General features: G+C 66.9%; 13 protein-coding genes. 6 read left to right on the forward strand and 7 right to left on the reverse strand.

Going from position 1 to position 17,473, the window contains the following annotated elements; genetic code table 11:
* Positions 1-18 precede the first annotated feature (18 nt).
* Positions 19-2,232 carry a 1,4-alpha-glucan branching protein GlgB gene (gene glgB / locus KF833_04425; protein ID MBX3744532.1) on the forward strand — a complete coding sequence of 738 codons (2,214 nt, stop codon included), beginning with the start codon at positions 19-21 and terminating at the stop codon, positions 2,230-2,232.
* Between the two features lie 170 nt (positions 2,233-2,402).
* On the opposite strand, the gene KF833_04430 is transcribed toward glgB, so the two are convergent.
* Both KF833_04430 and KF833_04435 read right to left on the reverse strand, forming a co-directional pair.
* Positions 2,403-5,414: a c-type cytochrome gene (locus KF833_04430; protein MBX3744533.1), complete on the reverse strand. Its 3,012-nt coding sequence runs from the start codon at positions 5,412-5,414 to the stop codon at positions 2,403-2,405.
* Between the two features lie 53 nt (positions 5,415-5,467).
* Complete coding sequence (locus KF833_04435; protein MBX3744534.1) at positions 5,468-6,004, reverse strand: DUF5069 domain-containing protein; 537 nt, start codon at positions 6,002-6,004, stop codon at positions 5,468-5,470.
* A 337-nt stretch (positions 6,005-6,341) separates the two neighbouring features.
* Here KF833_04435 and KF833_04440 point away from each other — a divergent pair, with 337 nt between their 5' ends.
* On the forward strand, positions 6,342-7,670 hold the full coding sequence (locus tag KF833_04440; GenBank protein ID MBX3744535.1) for an MFS transporter: 1,329 nt from the start codon (positions 6,342-6,344) through the stop codon (positions 7,668-7,670).
* Positions 7,671-7,963: 293 nt separating this feature from the next.
* Here KF833_04440 and KF833_04445 read toward each other — a convergent pair whose 3' ends face one another.
* Together KF833_04445 and rph are read right to left on the reverse strand one after the other, a co-directional pair.
* The gene (locus KF833_04445) at positions 7,964-8,596 is read right to left on the reverse strand and encodes a histidine phosphatase family protein (GenBank protein MBX3744536.1); all 633 of its coding nucleotides are present in this window, start codon (positions 8,594-8,596) and stop codon (positions 7,964-7,966) included.
* A 32-nt stretch (positions 8,597-8,628) separates the two neighbouring features.
* Positions 8,629-9,378, reverse strand: coding sequence for a ribonuclease PH (gene rph / locus KF833_04450; GenBank protein ID MBX3744537.1), 750 nt, complete (start codon positions 9,376-9,378; stop codon positions 8,629-8,631).
* 147 nt (positions 9,379-9,525) lie between these two features.
* Between rph and KF833_04455 the strand changes: the two genes are divergently transcribed.
* Genes KF833_04455 through KF833_04465 form a run of 3 tightly spaced genes read left to right on the forward strand, consistent with a single transcriptional unit; the run spans position 9,526 to position 14,213 of the window.
* On the forward strand, positions 9,526-11,688 hold the full coding sequence (locus tag KF833_04455) for a CHASE3 domain-containing protein (GenBank protein MBX3744538.1): 2,163 nt from the start codon (positions 9,526-9,528) through the stop codon (positions 11,686-11,688).
* On the forward strand, positions 11,685-12,818 hold the full coding sequence (locus tag KF833_04460; GenBank protein ID MBX3744539.1) for a hybrid sensor histidine kinase/response regulator: 1,134 nt from the start codon (positions 11,685-11,687) through the stop codon (positions 12,816-12,818). The genes KF833_04455 and KF833_04460 overlap by 4 nt, the downstream gene beginning before the upstream one ends.
* A gap of 24 nt (positions 12,819-12,842) precedes the next feature.
* The gene (locus KF833_04465) at positions 12,843-14,213 is read left to right on the forward strand and encodes a sigma-54-dependent Fis family transcriptional regulator (GenBank protein MBX3744540.1); all 1,371 of its coding nucleotides are present in this window, start codon (positions 12,843-12,845) and stop codon (positions 14,211-14,213) included.
* 84 nt (positions 14,214-14,297) lie between these two features.
* Here KF833_04465 and KF833_04470 read toward each other — a convergent pair whose 3' ends face one another.
* Both KF833_04470 and KF833_04475 read right to left on the reverse strand, forming a co-directional pair.
* Positions 14,298-14,810 carry a hypothetical protein gene (locus tag KF833_04470; GenBank protein MBX3744541.1) on the reverse strand — a complete coding sequence of 171 codons (513 nt, stop codon included), beginning with the start codon at positions 14,808-14,810 and terminating at the stop codon, positions 14,298-14,300.
* Positions 14,811-14,878: 68 nt separating this feature from the next.
* Positions 14,879-15,034: a DUF1328 domain-containing protein gene (locus tag KF833_04475; GenBank protein MBX3744542.1), complete on the reverse strand. Its 156-nt coding sequence runs from the start codon at positions 15,032-15,034 to the stop codon at positions 14,879-14,881.
* A gap of 516 nt (positions 15,035-15,550) precedes the next feature.
* Here KF833_04475 and KF833_04480 point away from each other — a divergent pair.
* Entirely contained in the window at positions 15,551-15,901 is a 351-nt protein-coding gene (locus tag KF833_04480; GenBank protein ID MBX3744543.1) for a response regulator, read from the forward strand.
* Between the two features lie 9 nt (positions 15,902-15,910).
* Here the strand turns inward: KF833_04480 and KF833_04485 are convergent, their stop codons facing one another.
* Complete coding sequence (locus KF833_04485; GenBank protein ID MBX3744544.1) at positions 15,911-17,392, reverse strand: sigma-54-dependent Fis family transcriptional regulator; 1,482 nt, start codon at positions 17,390-17,392, stop codon at positions 15,911-15,913.
* Positions 17,393-17,473: the final 81 nt, after the last annotated feature.

A 17,473-nucleotide genomic window follows, 5' to 3' on the forward strand; every position in this document is an offset into this window, starting at 1 on the left:
CGGGTTCATGCTGACCGCATGATCCTGAGTGCAGCCGAGTTGGAGGCCCTGGTCCAAATTCGCCACGCATCGCCCCACGACCTGCTGGGCATGCACCCGCTGGGCGACGGCAAGGGCGTTGTTGTCCGCGCCTTTCTGCCCGACGCGGCGCGTGTCGAGGCGCATCCCGTCCATGAACCCGGCCGCCCCCCCGTCCCCCTTCGGCGGATTCACGACTCCGGCCTCTTCGAAGGCATCGCGGCCAAGGCCCGGCAGGTCTTTGCGTATGACCTCGTGGTCACCTGGCCCGACGGGCAGGTGACCCGCTCGCGCGATCCCTACTCGTTCCTGCCCACGGTGGGCGAAGCGGATCTCTACCTCTTTGGCCAGGGCCAGGAGCGGCGCATCTACGACAAGCTCGGCGCACACCTGCGCGAACTCGATGGCACGCCTGGCGCCAGCTTCGCCGTCTGGGCCCCCAGCGCCCAGCGCGTCAGCGTGGTTGGCGCCTTCAACCATTGGGACGGCCGCCGTCACCCCATGCGGCGGATGGGCGCCTCGGGGGTCTGGGAACTCTTCATTCCCGGCATTCCCCGGGGCACCCTCTACAAGTACGAGATCCGCGATGCCCACGGCGGCATCCATCTCAAGACCGACCCTTACGCCACCTTCTCCGAACCCCCTCCGAACAACGCCTCTATCGTCTGGGACACCCGCCGGTTCGCCTGGTCCGACGACGCCTGGATCGCCGCCCGCACCGCCGCCCGTCCCCTCCACGCACCCATGTCGGTGTACGAAATCCACCTCGGTTCCTGGCGCAAGAAGACCGCCGCCGAATCCCTCAGCTACCGCGAACTCGCCGCCCCGCTCATCGACCACGTCCGGCGCACCGGCTTCACCCATGTCGAGTTCCTCCCGGTCAGCGAACACGCCTTCTACCCGAGCTGGGGCTACCAGGTGACCGGCTTTTACGCCCCCACCTGCCGCTACGGCACCCCGGACGACTTCCAATACCTCATCAACGCCCTGCACGAGGCCGGCATTGGCGTCCTCATCGACTGGGTTCCGGCCCACTTTCCGCGCGACGACTGGGCGTTGGCCCGCTTCGACGGCACCTGCCTCTACGAGCACGAGGATCCCCGCCGCGGCGCCCACGCCGACTGGGGAACCCTGATCTTCAATTACGGGCGCCACGAGGTCCGGAATTTCCTGATCGCCAACGCCCTCTTCTGGATCGAGCGCTACCACGTGGACGGTCTCCGCGTGGACGCCGTCGCCTCGATGCTGTACCTCGACTACTCGAAGAAGGCCGGCGAATGGCTCCCGAACCGCTACGGCGGCAAGGAGAACATCGAGGCCATCGAGTTCCTCCGCGAGTTCAACCACCTCGTCCACACCGAACACCCCGGCGTGGTCACGGTCGCCGAGGAATCCACCTCCTGGGGCATGGTCTCGCGCCCGCCCTACCTCGGCGGACTGGGCTTCACCTTCAAGTGGAACATGGGCTGGATGCACGACACCCTCGGCTACTTCAAGAGGGAACCCATCCACCGTCAGCACCATCACAACGAGCTGACCTTTGCCATGCTCTACCACTACCACGAGAACTTCGTGCTCCCCCTCTCGCACGACGAAGTGGTCCACGGCAAGGGCACTCTTCTCAGCCGCATGCCCGGGGACGAGTGGCAGCGCTTCGCCAATCTCCGCTGCCTCCTCGCCTATCAGTGGTTCTTCCCCGGCAAGAAGCTTCTCTTCATGGGCGGCGAACTCGCCCAGGCCCGGGAGTGGAATCACAACGCCGAACTCGACTGGTGGCTCCTCGACCAGGGCCCCTACCACGCCGGCACCCTCCGTCTCACCGCCGACCTCAACGCCCTCTACCGCGCCCATCCTTCACTGTGGGAAGCCGACTTCGACCCCGCCGGCTTTCGCTGGGTGGACTGCTCGGACCACCTCCAGAGCGTCCTCAGCTTCCTCCGCCTGCGCGCCGACGGTTCCGACCCTGTCCTCGTCGTTCTCAATCTCACCCCTGTGCTGCGCACCGGGTACCGCATCGGACTTCCCCGCCCGGGTCGCTGGGACGAGATTTTCAATTCCGACGCCGCGCTCTACGGTGGCTCCAATCAGGGGAATCTCGGGGGCGTCGAGGCCGAATCCGCCCCCCATCACGGATTGCCTCATTCCGCGGCGTTCACCCTGCCGCCCCTGGCGGTCATTGCGTTCGAATGTATCGAGTTCACGCCGGAGGATTGAAGCGCAACCAAGGGGATGGATGCGGCCAAGCAGCTTCATCCACCCTTCCCTCCTGCCCGGCCTCGCGGAACCCGGCCCTCCGAAGGCATCCAATGATGGACCAGCTTCTTGTCCGAAGGGCCGGGTTCAGCGCGTCCTCAAGGTCTTGATCCATCCACCTTCGCTCCCGGTCACTTGCGAAACATCTCGTGGCCCGCGTCGCCGCCGGACTGGAGGTAGGCGATCAGGTTCAACACCTCCTCCTCGTTCATCGAGTTGATCAGACCTGCCGGCATCAGCGACACCGGGTATTCGCTGCGCCGTTTCACCTGGTCCAGCGGCACGCTTTCCTTCTCGTCCGGATTGCGCGGGTCATACACCACGTACAACCGGCCGCCCTCCTCGTACGCCCGCCCGATCAGGATCTCCCCGTCCATCGTCTCGATCTGTTCGCTTCCATACTGGTCGGAGATGACCTTCGAGGGGTCGATGATGTTCTCCACCAGATCCCGCAGCGTGTATCGCGCCCCCGAACCGGTCAGGTCCGGACCCACCCCGCCACCGGTCCCCTGGAACAGATGACACGAGGCGCACGCAGTCGCGTGGTAGAGCCGGCGGCCGTCCTCGAAGTCGCGTCCGCGCAGCCGTCCGGTCGCGAATTCCAGCACGTCCTCGACGGTGTAGTCCCGCCCGGGACCCTTGGGCGGCGGAAAGTCCTGGGCCAGCGGGTCCGGATCGCGCCGGCTGGACAGTTCATCGAGAGCATTGCGCTCGGCGGCGTCCGGCACGTTCGCGAGGGCTTCCTTGCGGAAGTTCTCGATGAAGCCCCGGAAGCTGTTCCCCCCCTGCCACGGCGCCGTTCGGGGGAACCACCCGAAATACGCCCGCCGCAAGGCCGGTGTCCAACCGGTCGTCGCCACGCGCAACGCATAGGCGTACCCGATCTGCTGCAGATTGGGCCGGCTCGTCGCCGCCTGGTTGAAGGCCGCCGCATACCCGACATTCCGCGCCAACAGTTCACGGCTGCCGTAATCCATGTCCTCGTCCCGCGCGGTTCCCATGAGCTGGAGCGTCTTGGCCACCGCCGTCGGCGCGTCCAGGGCGATCAGCGTGGCTGCCAGCTCCTGGTTCAAAGCTGCCGTCGCCGCCGGGAACTGCGCATCCAGTCGCGCCACGGTCTGTGCCTTCATCGGCCCCTCGGGCATTCCCATGCGAATCAGGGTCAATTGGCAGGCCCGGATCAGGGCCAGACGCGCCGCCTCGTCCAGCCGCTCGACCGACAGCCCGTTCAGTCGTGTCAGCAACGCGTCCCGATACCGCGCCTCCCCCGTCCGCGCCAGGGCCACCGCCCCTTCGATCACCGCCCATGGACGGTTCTCGGACAACACCCGGCCGGCCCATGACTCGACCGGCTGTCGTTCGACCGCGACCCTGGCCGCGTACCGCACCCATCGGTCCCCGTGGGCAAGATGAGGCCACGCCGCGGCAATGGCCTCTTCGCCGACGCCCTCCTCGTGCAGGGCCTCCAGGCGACGGCGCAAGGTGTGTTCCGGGGTCGCATTCGGTCCCGGGGCCGGCGCGACGCTCTCCGGGCCGTCATAGAAAACGCGGTACAATGCCGATTGCGTCCGCCGGCCGCCGATCGCGAAGTACATCGCCCCGTCGCCCGGATGCACGACCAGGTCGGTGAGCGGCAGCGGCCGCCCGCTAAGGAACTCCTCTCCGGTCGCCCGGTAGGCCGCGCCCTCGGGCGTCAAGTGCACCGCGTACAGGGTTCCGTAGGTCCAGTCCGCCGCATAGATCGCATGCTGGTATCGCGCCGGGAACTTCGCGCCGATCCCGGATTCCACCCCGGTCGGGCTGCCCGGCCCGATGTCCAGGATGCCGGGAAGGCTGTCCGGATAATAGACCGGCCATTTCCCGGAACCCGATCGCCATCCCATGTCGCTCCCGCTGGTCGCCAGGTTGATCCGCGTCGGACGGTACCACGGCGTTCCCGCATCCCATTCCATGTCCGAATCGAAGGTGAAGATGTCGCCCAGGGCATTGAACGCCATGTCGTAGGAATTGCGGTACCCGTAGCTGATCAGCTCGAAGACCCGTCCGTCGGGATCGGTCTTCGCGATGTACCCGCCCGGCGCCAGGATGCCGCGCGCATGCCCGTTGGCGTCCCACATCCGGGGAATGATGTGATCCTCATCCCAGCGCCGCGGGGCCCGCGACCGTTCCATGCCTTCCGGCAGCTTGGTGTGGTTGCCATTGACCACGTACAGCGACTGCCGGTCCGGGGACAGCACAATGGCGTGGGTCCCGTGCTCGCCCCCGCCCTCGATCCGCCGCAGCAGGGTCTCTTCGTCGAACTGGTCGTCGCCGTCGGTGTCCCGCAACCGCCACAGCCCCTGGCGTCCCCCCTGCTCGTTCACCATCACATACAGACTGTCGAAGGCGTAGAGCAGTCCGTGCGCCCCGCCGACCCGGTTGCCCAGCCGCTCGACCTGCGCTTCGCGGCCCGACCCGATGGGCGGCACGGTGATGCGAAAGAGCCCGCCGTACTGGTCGCAGGCGATGAGGCGCCCCCGCGGATCGACCGTGAGGCTCACCCACGAACCCTCCTCCAACCGCGACACCACATGCAGCAGTTCCACGCGGAATCCGGGGAGCGTCTGGATGTCCTCCGGCTGCGCCACCAGCGACCGGCTCGGGGTCAATCCGACCGGATCGCCCCACGGCGCTTCGCCGTACCGCGCCAGGACACGCGCCGGACGCCAGTCGTCCCGGCCGGGCAGGGTCGCCTCCCAGCTCGCGTCGCTTTCGATCGTTACCTGCTCCCCGTCCGCCGTCCGGTACCGCAACCGCGCGAGAAAGCCGGCCGGACCGCCTTCGTTGCGCGCCTCGGCCAGCAGTTCATTCCGACCGGGGCGGAGGCGGCGGGTGACATTCGCCTGGGAGGGCGTGTTCCAGTCGCTGTTCCGGACCACCACTTCACCGTTGAGCGACACCACCGCTGCATTGTCGCAGGTCACCACCAGCAGGGCGTCGCGTGCGCCTTGCGGCACCTCGAAGGATCGCCGCAACACCGCCGCATCCTCGGAACCCTCATGCGGCGCCCAGATCCACGACCACTGCGCCTGGGCCGCACCCCCGAGGAACAGGGCGAGCATCCAGGCCGACCACCGCCGAAATCGATGTGAGGGGAATTGCATGAATCACGAAAGCTGAACCCGCCCCGCCCCCCTTTGGCAAGCCGCTCCCGCGTTCAGCCCGGTTCCTCGTTCATGCGCCGCTTGAGCAGGGCGACCACGGCCCCATCGTCATCCCCAGCATCCCGCACGGCCCGCAGAAACTCCGCCAATCCGACGCCCACCGACGCCAGGAAAGGCCGGTCACCCCCACAGCCATACATCAGTTGCGGCGGCAGTTCGCCCCGCAGCTTGGCCCGGGCCTTGGCCAGGATCCGCGGCAGCCAGCGGATCCCTGCCAGTTCTTCGTTGCCGGAAGGAAACTCCGAGGGCGACTTCACCCGGCCCGGCTTTCGTCCCGCCTGCCGTTCGAGGAAGTACTCGCGCCGGATCGACGTCACCTCCAGGACCTCCTCGAACGACGGTTCCTTCGACCAGCACCAGTCCTCGACGAAATCGTACAGCTCCTGCGGCGTGCACCCGAGGGTCGCCAGGAACGCCTGCTCCTCCGCCCCGAAACACTCCTCAGGCGTCCGCCCGCCGTCCGCATCGAAGATCTGCACGGCCCGGTCGTACACCTCGCGAAAACGTTGTTCCCAATCTCGTTCCGACATGACCGGACCCTAGCAGCCTTCCAGGTCCCGAGTCCAATCCGCCCGCCCACGCGGAGCGTCCCGGCGTTGTGGGTGAGGAGGCAGCGAATCGGAGGGACGGGCTCCGCGAGGTCGTGCCACTCGCCCAAGGCATCCATCGTCCGTACTCGTACTCAGCCCGAAGGGCGGTACTCGTCCTCGAAACAAGAGGCACACTTTCTCGATCGTTGCCTGAGTCGTAACGATGCAATGGAAGCTCACGCGGAGACGCGGAGGCGCGGAGAGGGCATTCGATACGGACTTGCGGGCAGGGGGGCATTCGGGTGTGCTGCACCGGTTCGTCACGGCCCCGTCTCCCATGAATTCCATTCCGGCAGCGCAGGGATCCGCGTCGTCTCCGAATCCGCCGCCGGTGACGCGGCGGGAGATCCTCGGATGGTGCTTCTACGATGTCGCGGACTCGGCGTTCACCACGGTGATCGTGACGGTCCTGTTCTCGCTGTATTTCGGGACGGTCGTGGTGGGGGATGCCGGGAGGGCCGATTTCCTGTGGGGCGTGGCGGCCTCGGTGTCGGAGATTGCCGTGGCGTTGCTGGCGCCGATCCTGGGGGCGGTGGCGGATTTTTCGGGGAGCCGGAAGCGGTTTCTCGGGGCATGTGCGACGCTGGTGGCCCTGTTCACGGCGTCGCTGTGGTTCGTCGGGCCCGGGATGACCACGCTGGCACTGGTCCTCTACATCGTGGCCAATATCGGCTTCGCGGGGGGCGGGGTTTTCATCGACAGCTTTCTGCCGGGAATTTCGACCGAGAAGAACGCGGGACGGATCTCGGGTCTGAAGTGGGCCATGGGGTATGGGGGCGGCCTGATGGCCTTGGCGCTCTGCCTGCCGCTGGCCGGGAACATCAAGAGCGATGCCACGCCCGAGGAGGTGAACCAGGCCCGCCTGATCCCGTTGATCATCGCGGTCTGGTATGCGCTGGCGGTGATCCCGACGTTCCTGTTCGTCCGGGAACGGAGCACGCCGCGGCCACTGCCGCCAGGAAGGAACTACCTGTCGGCGGGGTTCGGACAACTGAAGGAAACCTTCCGTCACCTCCGACGCTACCGGGAACTGGTCAAGCTGCTGGTGGCCTACCTGATTTACAACGACGGCATCGTGACCGTCATCGCCTTTGCGGCGCGCTACGCCAAGGAAACCATCGGGTTCGAAACGGCGGACATCGTGAAGCTGTTCATCGTGATGAACGTGATCGCGCTGGGCGGGGCGCTGGCCTTCGGCTGGCTGGCCGACCGCATCGGGCAGAAGCGGGCCATCCTGCTGTCCCTGGGAATCTGGATTGCCTCCACCACGCTGGCGTACTTCTCCCACTCCAAGGCGACGTTCTTTGTGGTCGCCACCCTGGCCGGGATCGGGATGGGATCCTGCCAGTCGGTCACCCGGAGCCTGGTTGCGCTGTTCACGCCGAAGGAGAAGGCCGCCGAGTTCTTCGGGTTCCTCGGCATCGCCGGGCGGGCCATGGCATTCGTGGGACCGCTGACCTTCGGATACCTGTCGCAGGCCACCGGAAGCCAGCGCCCCGCCATCCTCGCCGTGGGCGGCTTCTTCGTGGTGGGAGCGATCGTGCTGCTCTTCGTCAACGAAGAGCGCGGGAAGCTGGCGGCCCGAACGCCGGCGGAGGCTCCATGAAGCGCGGTCATATCCGCGAACGGAAGACGGAATGATACAACGTCAGGCACCTAATTGCTGACGCCGCGATCCGGCCCGCTGCCCCAATAGCCCAAAGAAATCTCATCCGGCCGCTGTGGGTGACGTCGCGGGTCGTCAACAATACAATGTCAGTCCTATTATTTTCAGCCTAGCCGCCGCCGGGACACCAACCGGAGACTCAAGCGTCGCACCAGGGGTCAACAATAACGTCAACAATACAATGTCAGTCCCACTATATTGGCCTAGCCGCAGCCGGGACATCAACCGGAGACTCAGGCGTCCCGCCAGGGGGTGAAATTGCCGAGCTGCATTTCCCGGCGGGCCCCGCGGCAATCGACCCAGGTGAGGCTCGCATAGTCGATCTCGAGGTGGGTCATCTTGTGGAGCGGGAGGTCCAGGAGCACGGCCAGTGCCATGCGAATGACCCCGCCGTGGCAGGCGAGGGCCACGGTCTTGCCCGGTTGTTCGGCCAGCACCCGGTCGAGAACCCGTTCGATCCGGCGCCGGAACATCTCCTCGGGTTCCGCTTCCGGGACCGAGCCGCGCTCGAGATGATCGAGCCAGTCGAAGGCCGTGACGCCGTATCGTTCGGCGATCTGCTCCCACTTCAGGCCGGTCCAGGCGCCGAAATCCACCTCGCGCAGATCCTCCACCACGACGGGGGACAGGGGTATCCGGGCCAGCAGCGGTTCGAGGGTTTCCCTGACCCGCCGCATGGGGCTTGAGTAGAGCGCATCGATGGGGAATTTCGCGGCGAGGTACTCGGCGAGAAGCGCCGCCTGGCGACCCCCCAAGGCCGACAGACCCATGTCGATCCGGCCTCCAAAGACGCGGTGATACGCTTCTTCCACCTCGGCGTGACGGAGGAAAAGGAGGCGGGTGGTGGATTCGTGCGGAGTGGACATGGCCCCTCGAAGTTCGCCGGAAGCCGGTCCGTTCAGCCGGCGATCGCCGCCTGCTGAAGGGCCACCAGCGAGGCGATGCCTGTCCTTCCAAGCTCGAGCATGGCCGTCAGTTCGTCTCCGCTGAAGGTGGCTTCCTCCCCGGAGCCCTGGACTTCGATGAACCTGCCACCTCCGGTCATGACGAGGTTCATGTCCACCGTCGCCGCGGCATCCTCGACATAGCAGAGGTCGAGCAGGGGCCGTCCACCCACGATGCCGACGCTCACCGCGGCAACCTGATCGACGACGGGACTGGAGACGAGGTCGCCGTTGGCGATGAGTTGCTGGAGGGCGAGCTGGAGGGCGACCCAGGCGCCGGTGATGGCGGCGGTGCGGGTTCCACCATCGGCCTGAAGGACATCGCAGTCGATCCACAGGGTGCGCTGGCCCAGCTTCTCGAGGTCCACCGCAGCACGGAGCGCGCGGCCGATCAGCCGCTGGATTTCGCTGGAGCGTCCGTCGAGGCGACCCCGGGTAATGTCACGCGCCTTTCGCTCGGTGGTCGAGTAGGGAAGCATCGAGTACTCGGCGGTGAGCCATCCGCCCGGCACCTGCTGCTCCTTCATCCAGCGCGGCACCCCTTCATCCACCGTGACGCCGCAAATGACCCGGGTGCTGCCCCAGTGGATGAGGGTCGAGCCGGCGGCGTGCGGAGCGATGCCATTCTCGAAGCGGATGGAGCGGAGGGCGTCGGCGGGGCGCCCGTCGTAGCGGCCGGGCGACACCAGGGTGGGTTGAGCCATGGGCCAAAGATCCTATCGCCCGGAAGGTCCGCCTTGAATCGAAAAAAGGGGCGGGACTCGACACCCGGGGGGAGGAGCCCTAGCGTCGTCCACGCTGCGGGGATGGGCCCGCAGGCGCCTTGCGGGGCGCGGTTCAGGGTGTCCGTGATGTTTCGACAACCCAGCAACGAGGTGTACCGGACGGTGGTGGTGGTCTGGCTGACGCTGTCGGCGGCGAGCGTCGTGCTGGCCGCCATCACGTGGATCGAGCTATCGAGGCATATCGAGGCATCCCGGCAGGCGGCCGCCATCCAGGCGGAACTGGACGCCGTGTTCCAGGTGGTGCTGGACACCGAGACCAGCCAGCGGGGCTTCACGTTGACGGGCGACGATGCCTTCCTGGTGCCGCTCGAGGTGGGGGAGGAGCAGCTTCCGGCGCGGTTCGAGCGCCTGATCGAGCTGACCCGTGGCGACGCGGCCTCGCTTCAGAGGATCATGGATCTGCGCGTGCAGGCCCAGCTTCTGCTGAACCATCACCAGTCCGTGGTGCTGGCGCGCCAGCATGCCGGCTACCTTGCGGCGGCGGAAATCGTCATGACCGGGGACGGCCGGAGGATGATGGAAACGCTGCGGACGCAGGTGGCCGAGATCCGCGGGATGCGGTCGGACCTGCTGTCGGACGACGGGGCGCAGGCCCGGGCGCAGATGTTCCGGGCGGTGCTGACCAGCCTGCTGGCCGGGGTGCTGGGGATCGGGGCGGGTCTCTTTGCCTTCCGACTGTCGCGTCTGAGCATCCGGCACCAGGAACGGGAGCGGGAACTGGTGGAGGCCAGGCTCGAAGCGGAACGGAGCAGCCGGGAGAAGACGGTCTTCCTGGCCAACATGAGTCACGAGATCCGGACTCCAATGAACGCCATCCTGGGCTTCAGCGAATTGCTCAGCGGCGACCTCACCGAACCGCGCCACCGCCAGTACCTCTCCTCGATCCGGTCCAGCGCCCGGTCGCTGCTCCAGCTCATCAACGACATTCTCGACATGTCGAAGATCGAAGCCGGGGTCATGGAACTGCACCCCGAGCCCACCGACCCGGCCGAGCTTTGTGGATTTGTCCGCTCGGTGTTCAGCGAGGCCGCGGCGCGCAAGGGCGTGCCCCTGGAGTGCGAGGTGGCCGCCGAGGTCCCCCGATCGCTGCTGCTCGACCGGATCCGGCTCCGACAGATCCTGATCAACCTCGTCGGAAACGCGCTCAAGTTCACCGACCGCGGCTGGGTCCGCGTCCGGGTCCCGTGGGAACCGCCGTCCTCGGACGGACGGGTGAACCTCACGATCGAGGTTTCCGACACCGGGGTGGGCATCCCGCCCGACCGCCTGGAGGCCATCTTCGAGCCGTTCGTCCAGGCGGGCGCAGACCGCGAGAAGGAGCGGGAGGGCACCGGATTGGGCCTCGCCATCGTGCGCCGCCTCACCGAAGCCATGGGAGGCACGGTGAGTGTGACCAGCCAGCCCGGCGAGGGATCGACCTTCCGGCTGCGGTTGCCCGGCCTGACCGTCTCGCCGCGCCTGCCGGCGGAGGAAGGCGCGCCGGAGGAGGACGACACGGATTTCAACAGGCTCGCCGGGGCGCTGGTCCTGGTGGTGGACGACAACCGGATCAACTGCGACCTGGTGGCCGGCATGTTCGAGGGATCGCATCACCGGCTTGAGTTTGGCCACAACGGAGAGGAGGCCGTGGCCAAGGCCCGCCTCCTCCGGCCGGACGTCATCCTCATGGATGTGCGGATGCCCGGCATGGACGGCCGGGCGGCCCTCGCGGCCATCCGGCAGACGCCGGGCTTCGACCTGCTGCCGGTGATCGCAGTCACGGCTTCGAGCCTCGCGGACGAGGAGGAGGGCTTGAAGAGACAGTTCAGCGGCTACCTGCAAAAGCCCTTCACCCGGCGCGATCTCTTCGCGGAACTGGCCCAGTTCCTTCCCCGGGCCGCAGGGACGCCCCCGAACGCTTCGCACACGGGAACCGCCCGACCTGCCGAGGCGGTTTCCGGCGCCCCGGACTCCCCAGGACAGCCCACGCCGGCCTCGCTGGCCGTGACACTGGCACGGTTGCATCGCGAGGTCTGGCCACGGTTGCGCGAGATGCCCGCCTTCAATGCGTGCCGCGACTTCGCCCGGGAACTGGAGTCGGTCGGGCATGAACTCGAGCGTGCGGACCTGATCGACTACGCCCGGACCCTGCGGGAACACGCCGAGAACTACGCGGTCGTGGAACTCGAGGAACACCTCGGCCGGTTCGGGGAACTGGCGGACCGGCTGGAGGCCCGACCGACATCATGAACGGCCATCCCGGTTCCAGCGCCGCAACACCGATCCAGGATCCGCCCGCCCGCATCCTGGTGGTGGACGATCAACCGGCCACCATCCAGCTGGCGGGCACCGTGCTCGGGAAACTCGGCCATGAGATCGTCCCCGCCGCCAATGGCCCGACCGCCCTCCGGCGACTGGGGCTCCATCCCCCTGACCTGATCCTGCTCGACCTTCTGATGCCGGAGATGGACGGCTGCGAGCTGTGCCGGAGAATCCGCGACCGCCCGGAGTGGCGCGATATCCCCGTCATCTTCCTGTCCGCGGCCGACGATCCGGATCTGGTGGTGAAGGCGCTCGAGGCGGGCGGAACGGATTACGTGACCAAGCCGTTCCACCAGGCGGAACTCATCCTGCGGGTGCGGACCCAGCTTGCCCTGAAGTTTGCCCGGGACCGGCTGGCGCGGCTGGCGGAGGACAAGGACGAGCTGCTGGGAATCCTGGCCCACGACCTGAAGAACCACCTTGGCGGCATGCAGATGAGCGCCCAATTGCTCCACGACCGTGTGATCCGGCAGGGCGACAACCGACTGATCCGTCTGGCCGACAACCTCCGGCACGCGAGCGACCGGATGCTGGGTTTCGTCCGCGGTTTCCTCGCCAACATGGCGGCCGACCGGGAATCGGTGCTTCCTCCCGGCACCGTGGACCTGGCCGCCGTCACCCGAACCGTGACCGAGCGCAATCTCGAGGCCGCGCGCCGCAAGGGCATCGCCATGCAGACGCACCTGCCCGGGCACCCGGTGAAGGGGTACGGCCACGCCGAATCCCTCGACCGGGTTCTCGACAACCTGATCTCCAACGCCATCAAATTCTCCCCCCCGGGCCGCATGGTCGAGGTCTCGGTGGAAGACCATCCCGACTGGATCGAGTGCCGGGTGCGGGACCAGGGACCCGGGTTCCAACCGGAGGATCGCGCCAGGCTGTTCCAGCGCTACGGACGCCTCTCGGCCCGTCCGACCGCAGGGGAACCCTCCACCGGACTTGGCCTCGCCATCTCGCACAAGCTGGTCACCGCGATGCACGGCGAAATCCGGGTCGAAGGCGAACCCGGCGAGGGCGCGCGGATCACCGTGCGCCTTCCCCGCCGCAACGTCCCGTGACCGACCGCCCATACCCCCCACGCCATGGACTTTCTGATCGTCGATGACGACCCCACCTTCCGGGAGGGGGCCACCCTGCTGGTTGAAGAGGAGGGTCACTACGCCGAGGCCGTCGGATCGGGCGAGGCGGCGTTGACCCGGTTGAGGGAGGACCGGTTCGAGGCGGTCCTGCTGGACCTTCACCTCGGGGCCGAGAACGGACTCGACGTGCTGTCCGACATCCTCAGGGCGCACCCCGGCATGCCGGTGGTCCTGTGCACGGCGGAGGGAACGGTGGCCCCGGCGGTTGAGGCCATGCGCCGTGGCGCGGTGGATTACCTGGAAAAACCCTTCCGCCGGGACCACCTCCTGACCGTCGTCGCGCGATTGCAGCGCATCGGGCAACTGGACCAGCGCATCCGCCGCCTCGAACAGGAGGTCAGCGAAAGCCGGTCCGGCAGCCCCGAGCCGCTGTTCGACTTCAGCACGCCGGCCATGCGCGAAGTGATGGATGTGCTGTCCCGCGCCGCGCCCACCCCGGCGTCGATACTCATCCTGGGCGAAAGCGGCACCGGCAAAGGCGTCGTTGCCCGGGAGGTCCATCACCAGAGCGATCTCCGGGACAGGGCGTTCGTGACCGTCAGTTGCCCAAGCCTCTCCCGCGAACTCCTCGAAAGCGACCTGTTCGGACACACGAAGGGCGCCTTCACCGGGGCGGTGAAGGATCACTGGGGCAAAGTCCGGGCCGCCGAAGGCGGCACGCTGTTCCTCGACGAAATCGGCGACCTCCCTGTCGAGATCCAACCGAAACTCCTGCGCCTCCTCCAGGAACGTGAGTACGAGCGCCTCGGCGAAAACGTCACCCGCCAGGCCCGGGTCCGTGTCATCGCCGCCACCAATCGCGACCTGAAACAGCGCGTCGCCGAGGGCCACTTCCGCGAGGACCTCTTCTTCCGCCTCAATGTCATCTCGGTCACCATGCCGCCGCTTCGGGCGCGTCAGGAGGACATCGTGCGTTTCGCCGGGCACTACCTGCGCCATTTCGCCGCCCAGTGCGGACGCCGGTTCGAAGGCTTCTCCGACGATGCAAGGGCCGAACTGATGAGGTACCCTTGGCCCGGCAACCTGCGCGAACTGCGCAACGCCATCGAGCGGGCCGCCATCCTCGCCCGCGGACAAACCGTCCACCTCGCGGACCTCCCCCTGGAACTGCGCGCTCCCGTCGAACCCGGTGCAGAAGCCGGTCCGGTGGACACCGACGAGATCCTCTCTCTCGACCGCCTCGAGGAGCGGGCCATCCGGCGGGCGCTGAAGCGGGCCTCGAGCCTGGCCCAGGCCGCCCAGTGGCTCGGCATCGACCAGGCCACCCTCTACCGGAAACGCAAGAAGCTGGGCCTGTCGGGGTCAGATCTGTGAATTTGACATTTGGGCGCGCCCCCCCCCCCCGCGGGACCCTGCCCCATTTGTCAAAATCAGAGATGCGACCCCGCGGCCTTCAGATCAGGGTGCGATGCGTTCGCTCAACCATTTCCGGGCGCGATCGAGCCGCTCGCTCAAGCCATCGTAGGCGTTCACCGCACCCGTCCGGACTGCCTCCCACGACTCCTCGGTCGCGCTTTCCACGTTGTCCAGCATGCCTCGCAACGCCGAGGCCCTCGTGTCGATGTCCTCAAGGATCTCCTGGGACTCCTCCCGAACGTTGGCGCCGGCCCGCTCCGCCGACTCCGCAAGTTCGGCAAACCTGCGCTCCAGGGCCTGGACCTTGATCCGCATGGCTTCCACGAACTCCTGCTTTCGGGTGTAGGCGAATTCGCCGGTGGCGCTGAACGCCTCCTGGTATTGTCGCTGCACCTCGCCCGCCGTCGGCGAGGCCTGCGACCGATCCACGGCAGGAGGCGGCGAAGCATCGTCCTCCAAGCCGCAGCCTGCGGCCAGAACGAGTCCCGTCAGGACGGCACTCGCAGCGATCCATCGTCGGACACGGCGTCGCTGGGGATGGTGGTTGGGGCTCATGGGAAGGACTGGCTTGGGAAGCATGGTTTTCACGGGTAGTGGGTAGGAAGGTTGAGGTGGGTCGCGGGTCAGGCATTCCGCCGGATCAGCGACACGAGGAAAAAGACGAGGAAGATGACGAAGAGGATCTGCGCGATTCCGGCGGCGGCGCCGGCAATGCCGGTAAAGCCCAAGGCTCCAGCGATCAAGGCAAGAACCAGGAAGGTCAGCGTCCAGTGCAACATAAGGGTCCTTTCTTTCGGGTTGTCTTGGTACGGCGCTCCGGGTCCAACCGGAATCCGCACAATCTCCCGGTGCAAAGTTCGTGCCCAACCCGGTCTGGGGCCTAACCCGTTGCCGTTGCGGCCCCCTCCCCGTCGGAGATCCGGATCGCACCGTGGCGACCTGCCCGACCCACCGTCAGCCTTCGTGCATCCTGCAAGATCCCGACATGGGGATTCTGAAGAGCCCTGTTCCGACGACGACCTGCAACATCCGGGCGTCGCGTGGCTACAAGTCGGCCATGGCGTCGGCTTGCCATGATCGACCGACAGGTTCACAAGAAGGCGATGCATCAGATGGACGCCACCAGCGCGAACGGCGAACGGACGCTCACTTCGAGAATGGATCACGAGCTGTCGCCCGGAAGACCCGGGCCTCCCGGACCGGGGAAGGAGCGCAGGGAAGCGGCCCCATTCGCGGCTGCCGGCGAATCCCAGGGCGCGCAAACCGCCGTCCCAAGGAATCCGCGCATCCTGTGCGTGGATGATGACGAAGCGATCGTCTTCATCACCTCGAGGGTGCTGGAACGGCTGGGATACCAGGTGACAGGCCTGTTGAACGCCCAGGTGGCGCTGCAGCAGTTCGAGGCGAGTCCGGACGCCTTCGATGTGGTGGTCACCGACCTGTCGATGCCCGGATTGTCCGGCATCGAACTGGCCTCGGAATTGAGGCGCATCCGGCCGGACGTGCCCATGGTGCTGACCTCCGGCTGCATCCGCCCCGAGGACCTGGAAATGGCAACCCGACTGGGGCGGACCGAGGTGGTCGGCAAACCGAGCCCTCCGGAGGAACTGGACGCCGTTCTCCGGAGGTTGCTGGAAAGCCGGTAGGGCCGCCGCCTACTGGATCACCAGGTCTTTCCGGATGGCATACTTCTCGATGCGTTTGCGGAGCGTGGCGCGGGTGATGCCCAGCATCCGGGCGGCCTGCACCTGATTGCCGCGGGTCTCCTTGAGCGCCTCGATCACCAGTTCGCGCTCGACGGCAGGCAGGACCTTCATGCCCGGGCGCGTACGGGCCCATCGGAAGAGCCCCTGGATGAGCGGCAGCAGCTCCTTTTCGGTCTCCGGCACCGTCGGGGCCTCAACGGCGGCGGTCGGGACCGGGGATGCGGGTTCAACAGCGGCCAGAATGCCGGGCATCGGTGCGGAGGGGCCGATGACTTCGGGAGGCAGATCGCGGGGCAGGATGGTGTCGCCAGTGGCCACCACCGAGGCGCGACGGAGGGCGTTTTCGAGTTCGCGGACATTGCCCGGCCATGGGTGAGCCTCAAGGGCACGCAAGGCATCCGCCACGATGGCCTTGGCGGGACGGCCGGATTCGCGGGCGAAGCGCCGGAGGAAGTAATCCACCAGCAGCGGGATGTCGTCGCGGCGTTCCCGGAGGGGCGGCAGCGGGATCCGCACGACATTCAGGCGGTAGAAGAGGTCTTCGCGGAAAGCGCGGGCCGCCACCGCCTGTTCGAGGGGTTTGTTGGTCGCGGCGATCACCTGGACATCCACCTGGACGGTCTCGTTGCCGCCCACCCGTTCGAAGGTGCCCGACTGGAGCACGCGCAGGATCTTGGTCTGGGTGGCCAGCGGCATATCACCGATCTCATCGAGGAAGAGCGTGCCGCGGTGGCATTGCTCAAATTTCCCGATTCGCTGCTGGGTGGCGCCGGTGAAGGCGCCCTTCTCGTGGCCGAACAGTTCGCTCTCGAGAAGGTTTTCCGGGATGGCCGCACAGTTGATGGCCACGAACGGCTGCCGCGCACGGGATCCGTGGCTGTAGATGGCGCGCGCCACGAGTTCCTTGCCGGTGCCGCTCTCGCCGGTGATCAGCGCGGTGGCAGAGGACGCCGAAAGTTGCCCGATCAGCTTGAAGACCCGCTGCATCGCCGGGCTGCGGCCCACGATGCCGAGTTCATAGTCGGCCGACTCAAGGAGCGGCTCGACGCTCACCACGGCCTTCATCTGGCGCGCGGCACGCAAGGCCCCGGCGATCAATTCCTTGAGCTTCGGGATGTCGGGCGGCTTGAGCAGGTAATCGTAGGCCCCCAGCTTCATCGCCTCGATGGCCGTCTGGGTCGTGCCGTAAGCCGTCATGATGATGACCGGCAGGCGCGCGTCGGCCTCGCGGATGCGGCGAAGCGTCTCCAGCCCGTTGAGGCCGGCCATGCGGACATCCATGATCACCAGGTCAGGATGGAGCTGCGGAATCAGTTCGAGAGCGGCCTCCCCACTTCCGCCGGTGTGAATCGCAAGGTCATCCCCTTCAAGAAGCCGCCGGAAGGCGTGCAGGATATCGGCGTCGTCGTCGATGATCAGCAACTTGTCCATGAAACGTCCATCGGGCCCGCACGATATATCCGGGCCCGTCCAAGGAAAGCGTTTTGGACCGGCCACCTTGGGGGTGCCGTG

This window comes from Verrucomicrobiia bacterium, assembly GCA_019634625.1.
In the GTDB taxonomy this organism is placed as follows: Bacteria; Verrucomicrobiota; Verrucomicrobiia; order Limisphaerales; family CAIMTB01; genus CAIMTB01.

Bases quoted from the DNA above. Each gene is read 5' to 3' on its own strand.
- KF833_04470 (MBX3744541.1), bottom strand. From the start codon at position 14,810: ATGAGCCCCAACCACCATCCCCAGCGACGCCGTGTCCGACGATGGATC.
- KF833_04485 (MBX3744544.1), bottom strand. From the start codon at position 17,392: ATGGACAAGTTGCTGATCATCGACGACGACGCCGATATCCTGCACGCC.
- KF833_04440 (MBX3744535.1), top strand. From the start codon at position 6,342: ATGAATTCCATTCCGGCAGCGCAGGGATCCGCGTCGTCTCCGAATCCG.
- KF833_04475 (MBX3744542.1), bottom strand. From the start codon at position 15,034: ATGTTGCACTGGACGCTGACCTTCCTGGTTCTTGCCTTGATCGCTGGA.
- rph (MBX3744537.1), bottom strand. From the start codon at position 9,378: ATGGCTCAACCCACCCTGGTGTCGCCCGGCCGCTACGACGGGCGCCCC.
- KF833_04435 (MBX3744534.1), bottom strand. From the start codon at position 6,004: ATGTCGGAACGAGATTGGGAACAACGTTTTCGCGAGGTGTACGACCGG.
- KF833_04445 (MBX3744536.1), bottom strand. From the start codon at position 8,596: ATGTCCACTCCGCACGAATCCACCACCCGCCTCCTTTTCCTCCGTCAC.
- KF833_04465 (MBX3744540.1), top strand. From the start codon at position 12,843: ATGGACTTTCTGATCGTCGATGACGACCCCACCTTCCGGGAGGGGGCC.
- KF833_04430 (MBX3744533.1), bottom strand. From the start codon at position 5,414: ATGCAATTCCCCTCACATCGATTTCGGCGGTGGTCGGCCTGGATGCTC.
- glgB (MBX3744532.1), top strand. From the start codon at position 19: ATGATCCTGAGTGCAGCCGAGTTGGAGGCCCTGGTCCAAATTCGCCAC.
- KF833_04455 (MBX3744538.1), top strand. From the start codon at position 9,526: ATGTTTCGACAACCCAGCAACGAGGTGTACCGGACGGTGGTGGTGGTC.
- KF833_04460 (MBX3744539.1), top strand. From the start codon at position 11,685: ATGAACGGCCATCCCGGTTCCAGCGCCGCAACACCGATCCAGGATCCG.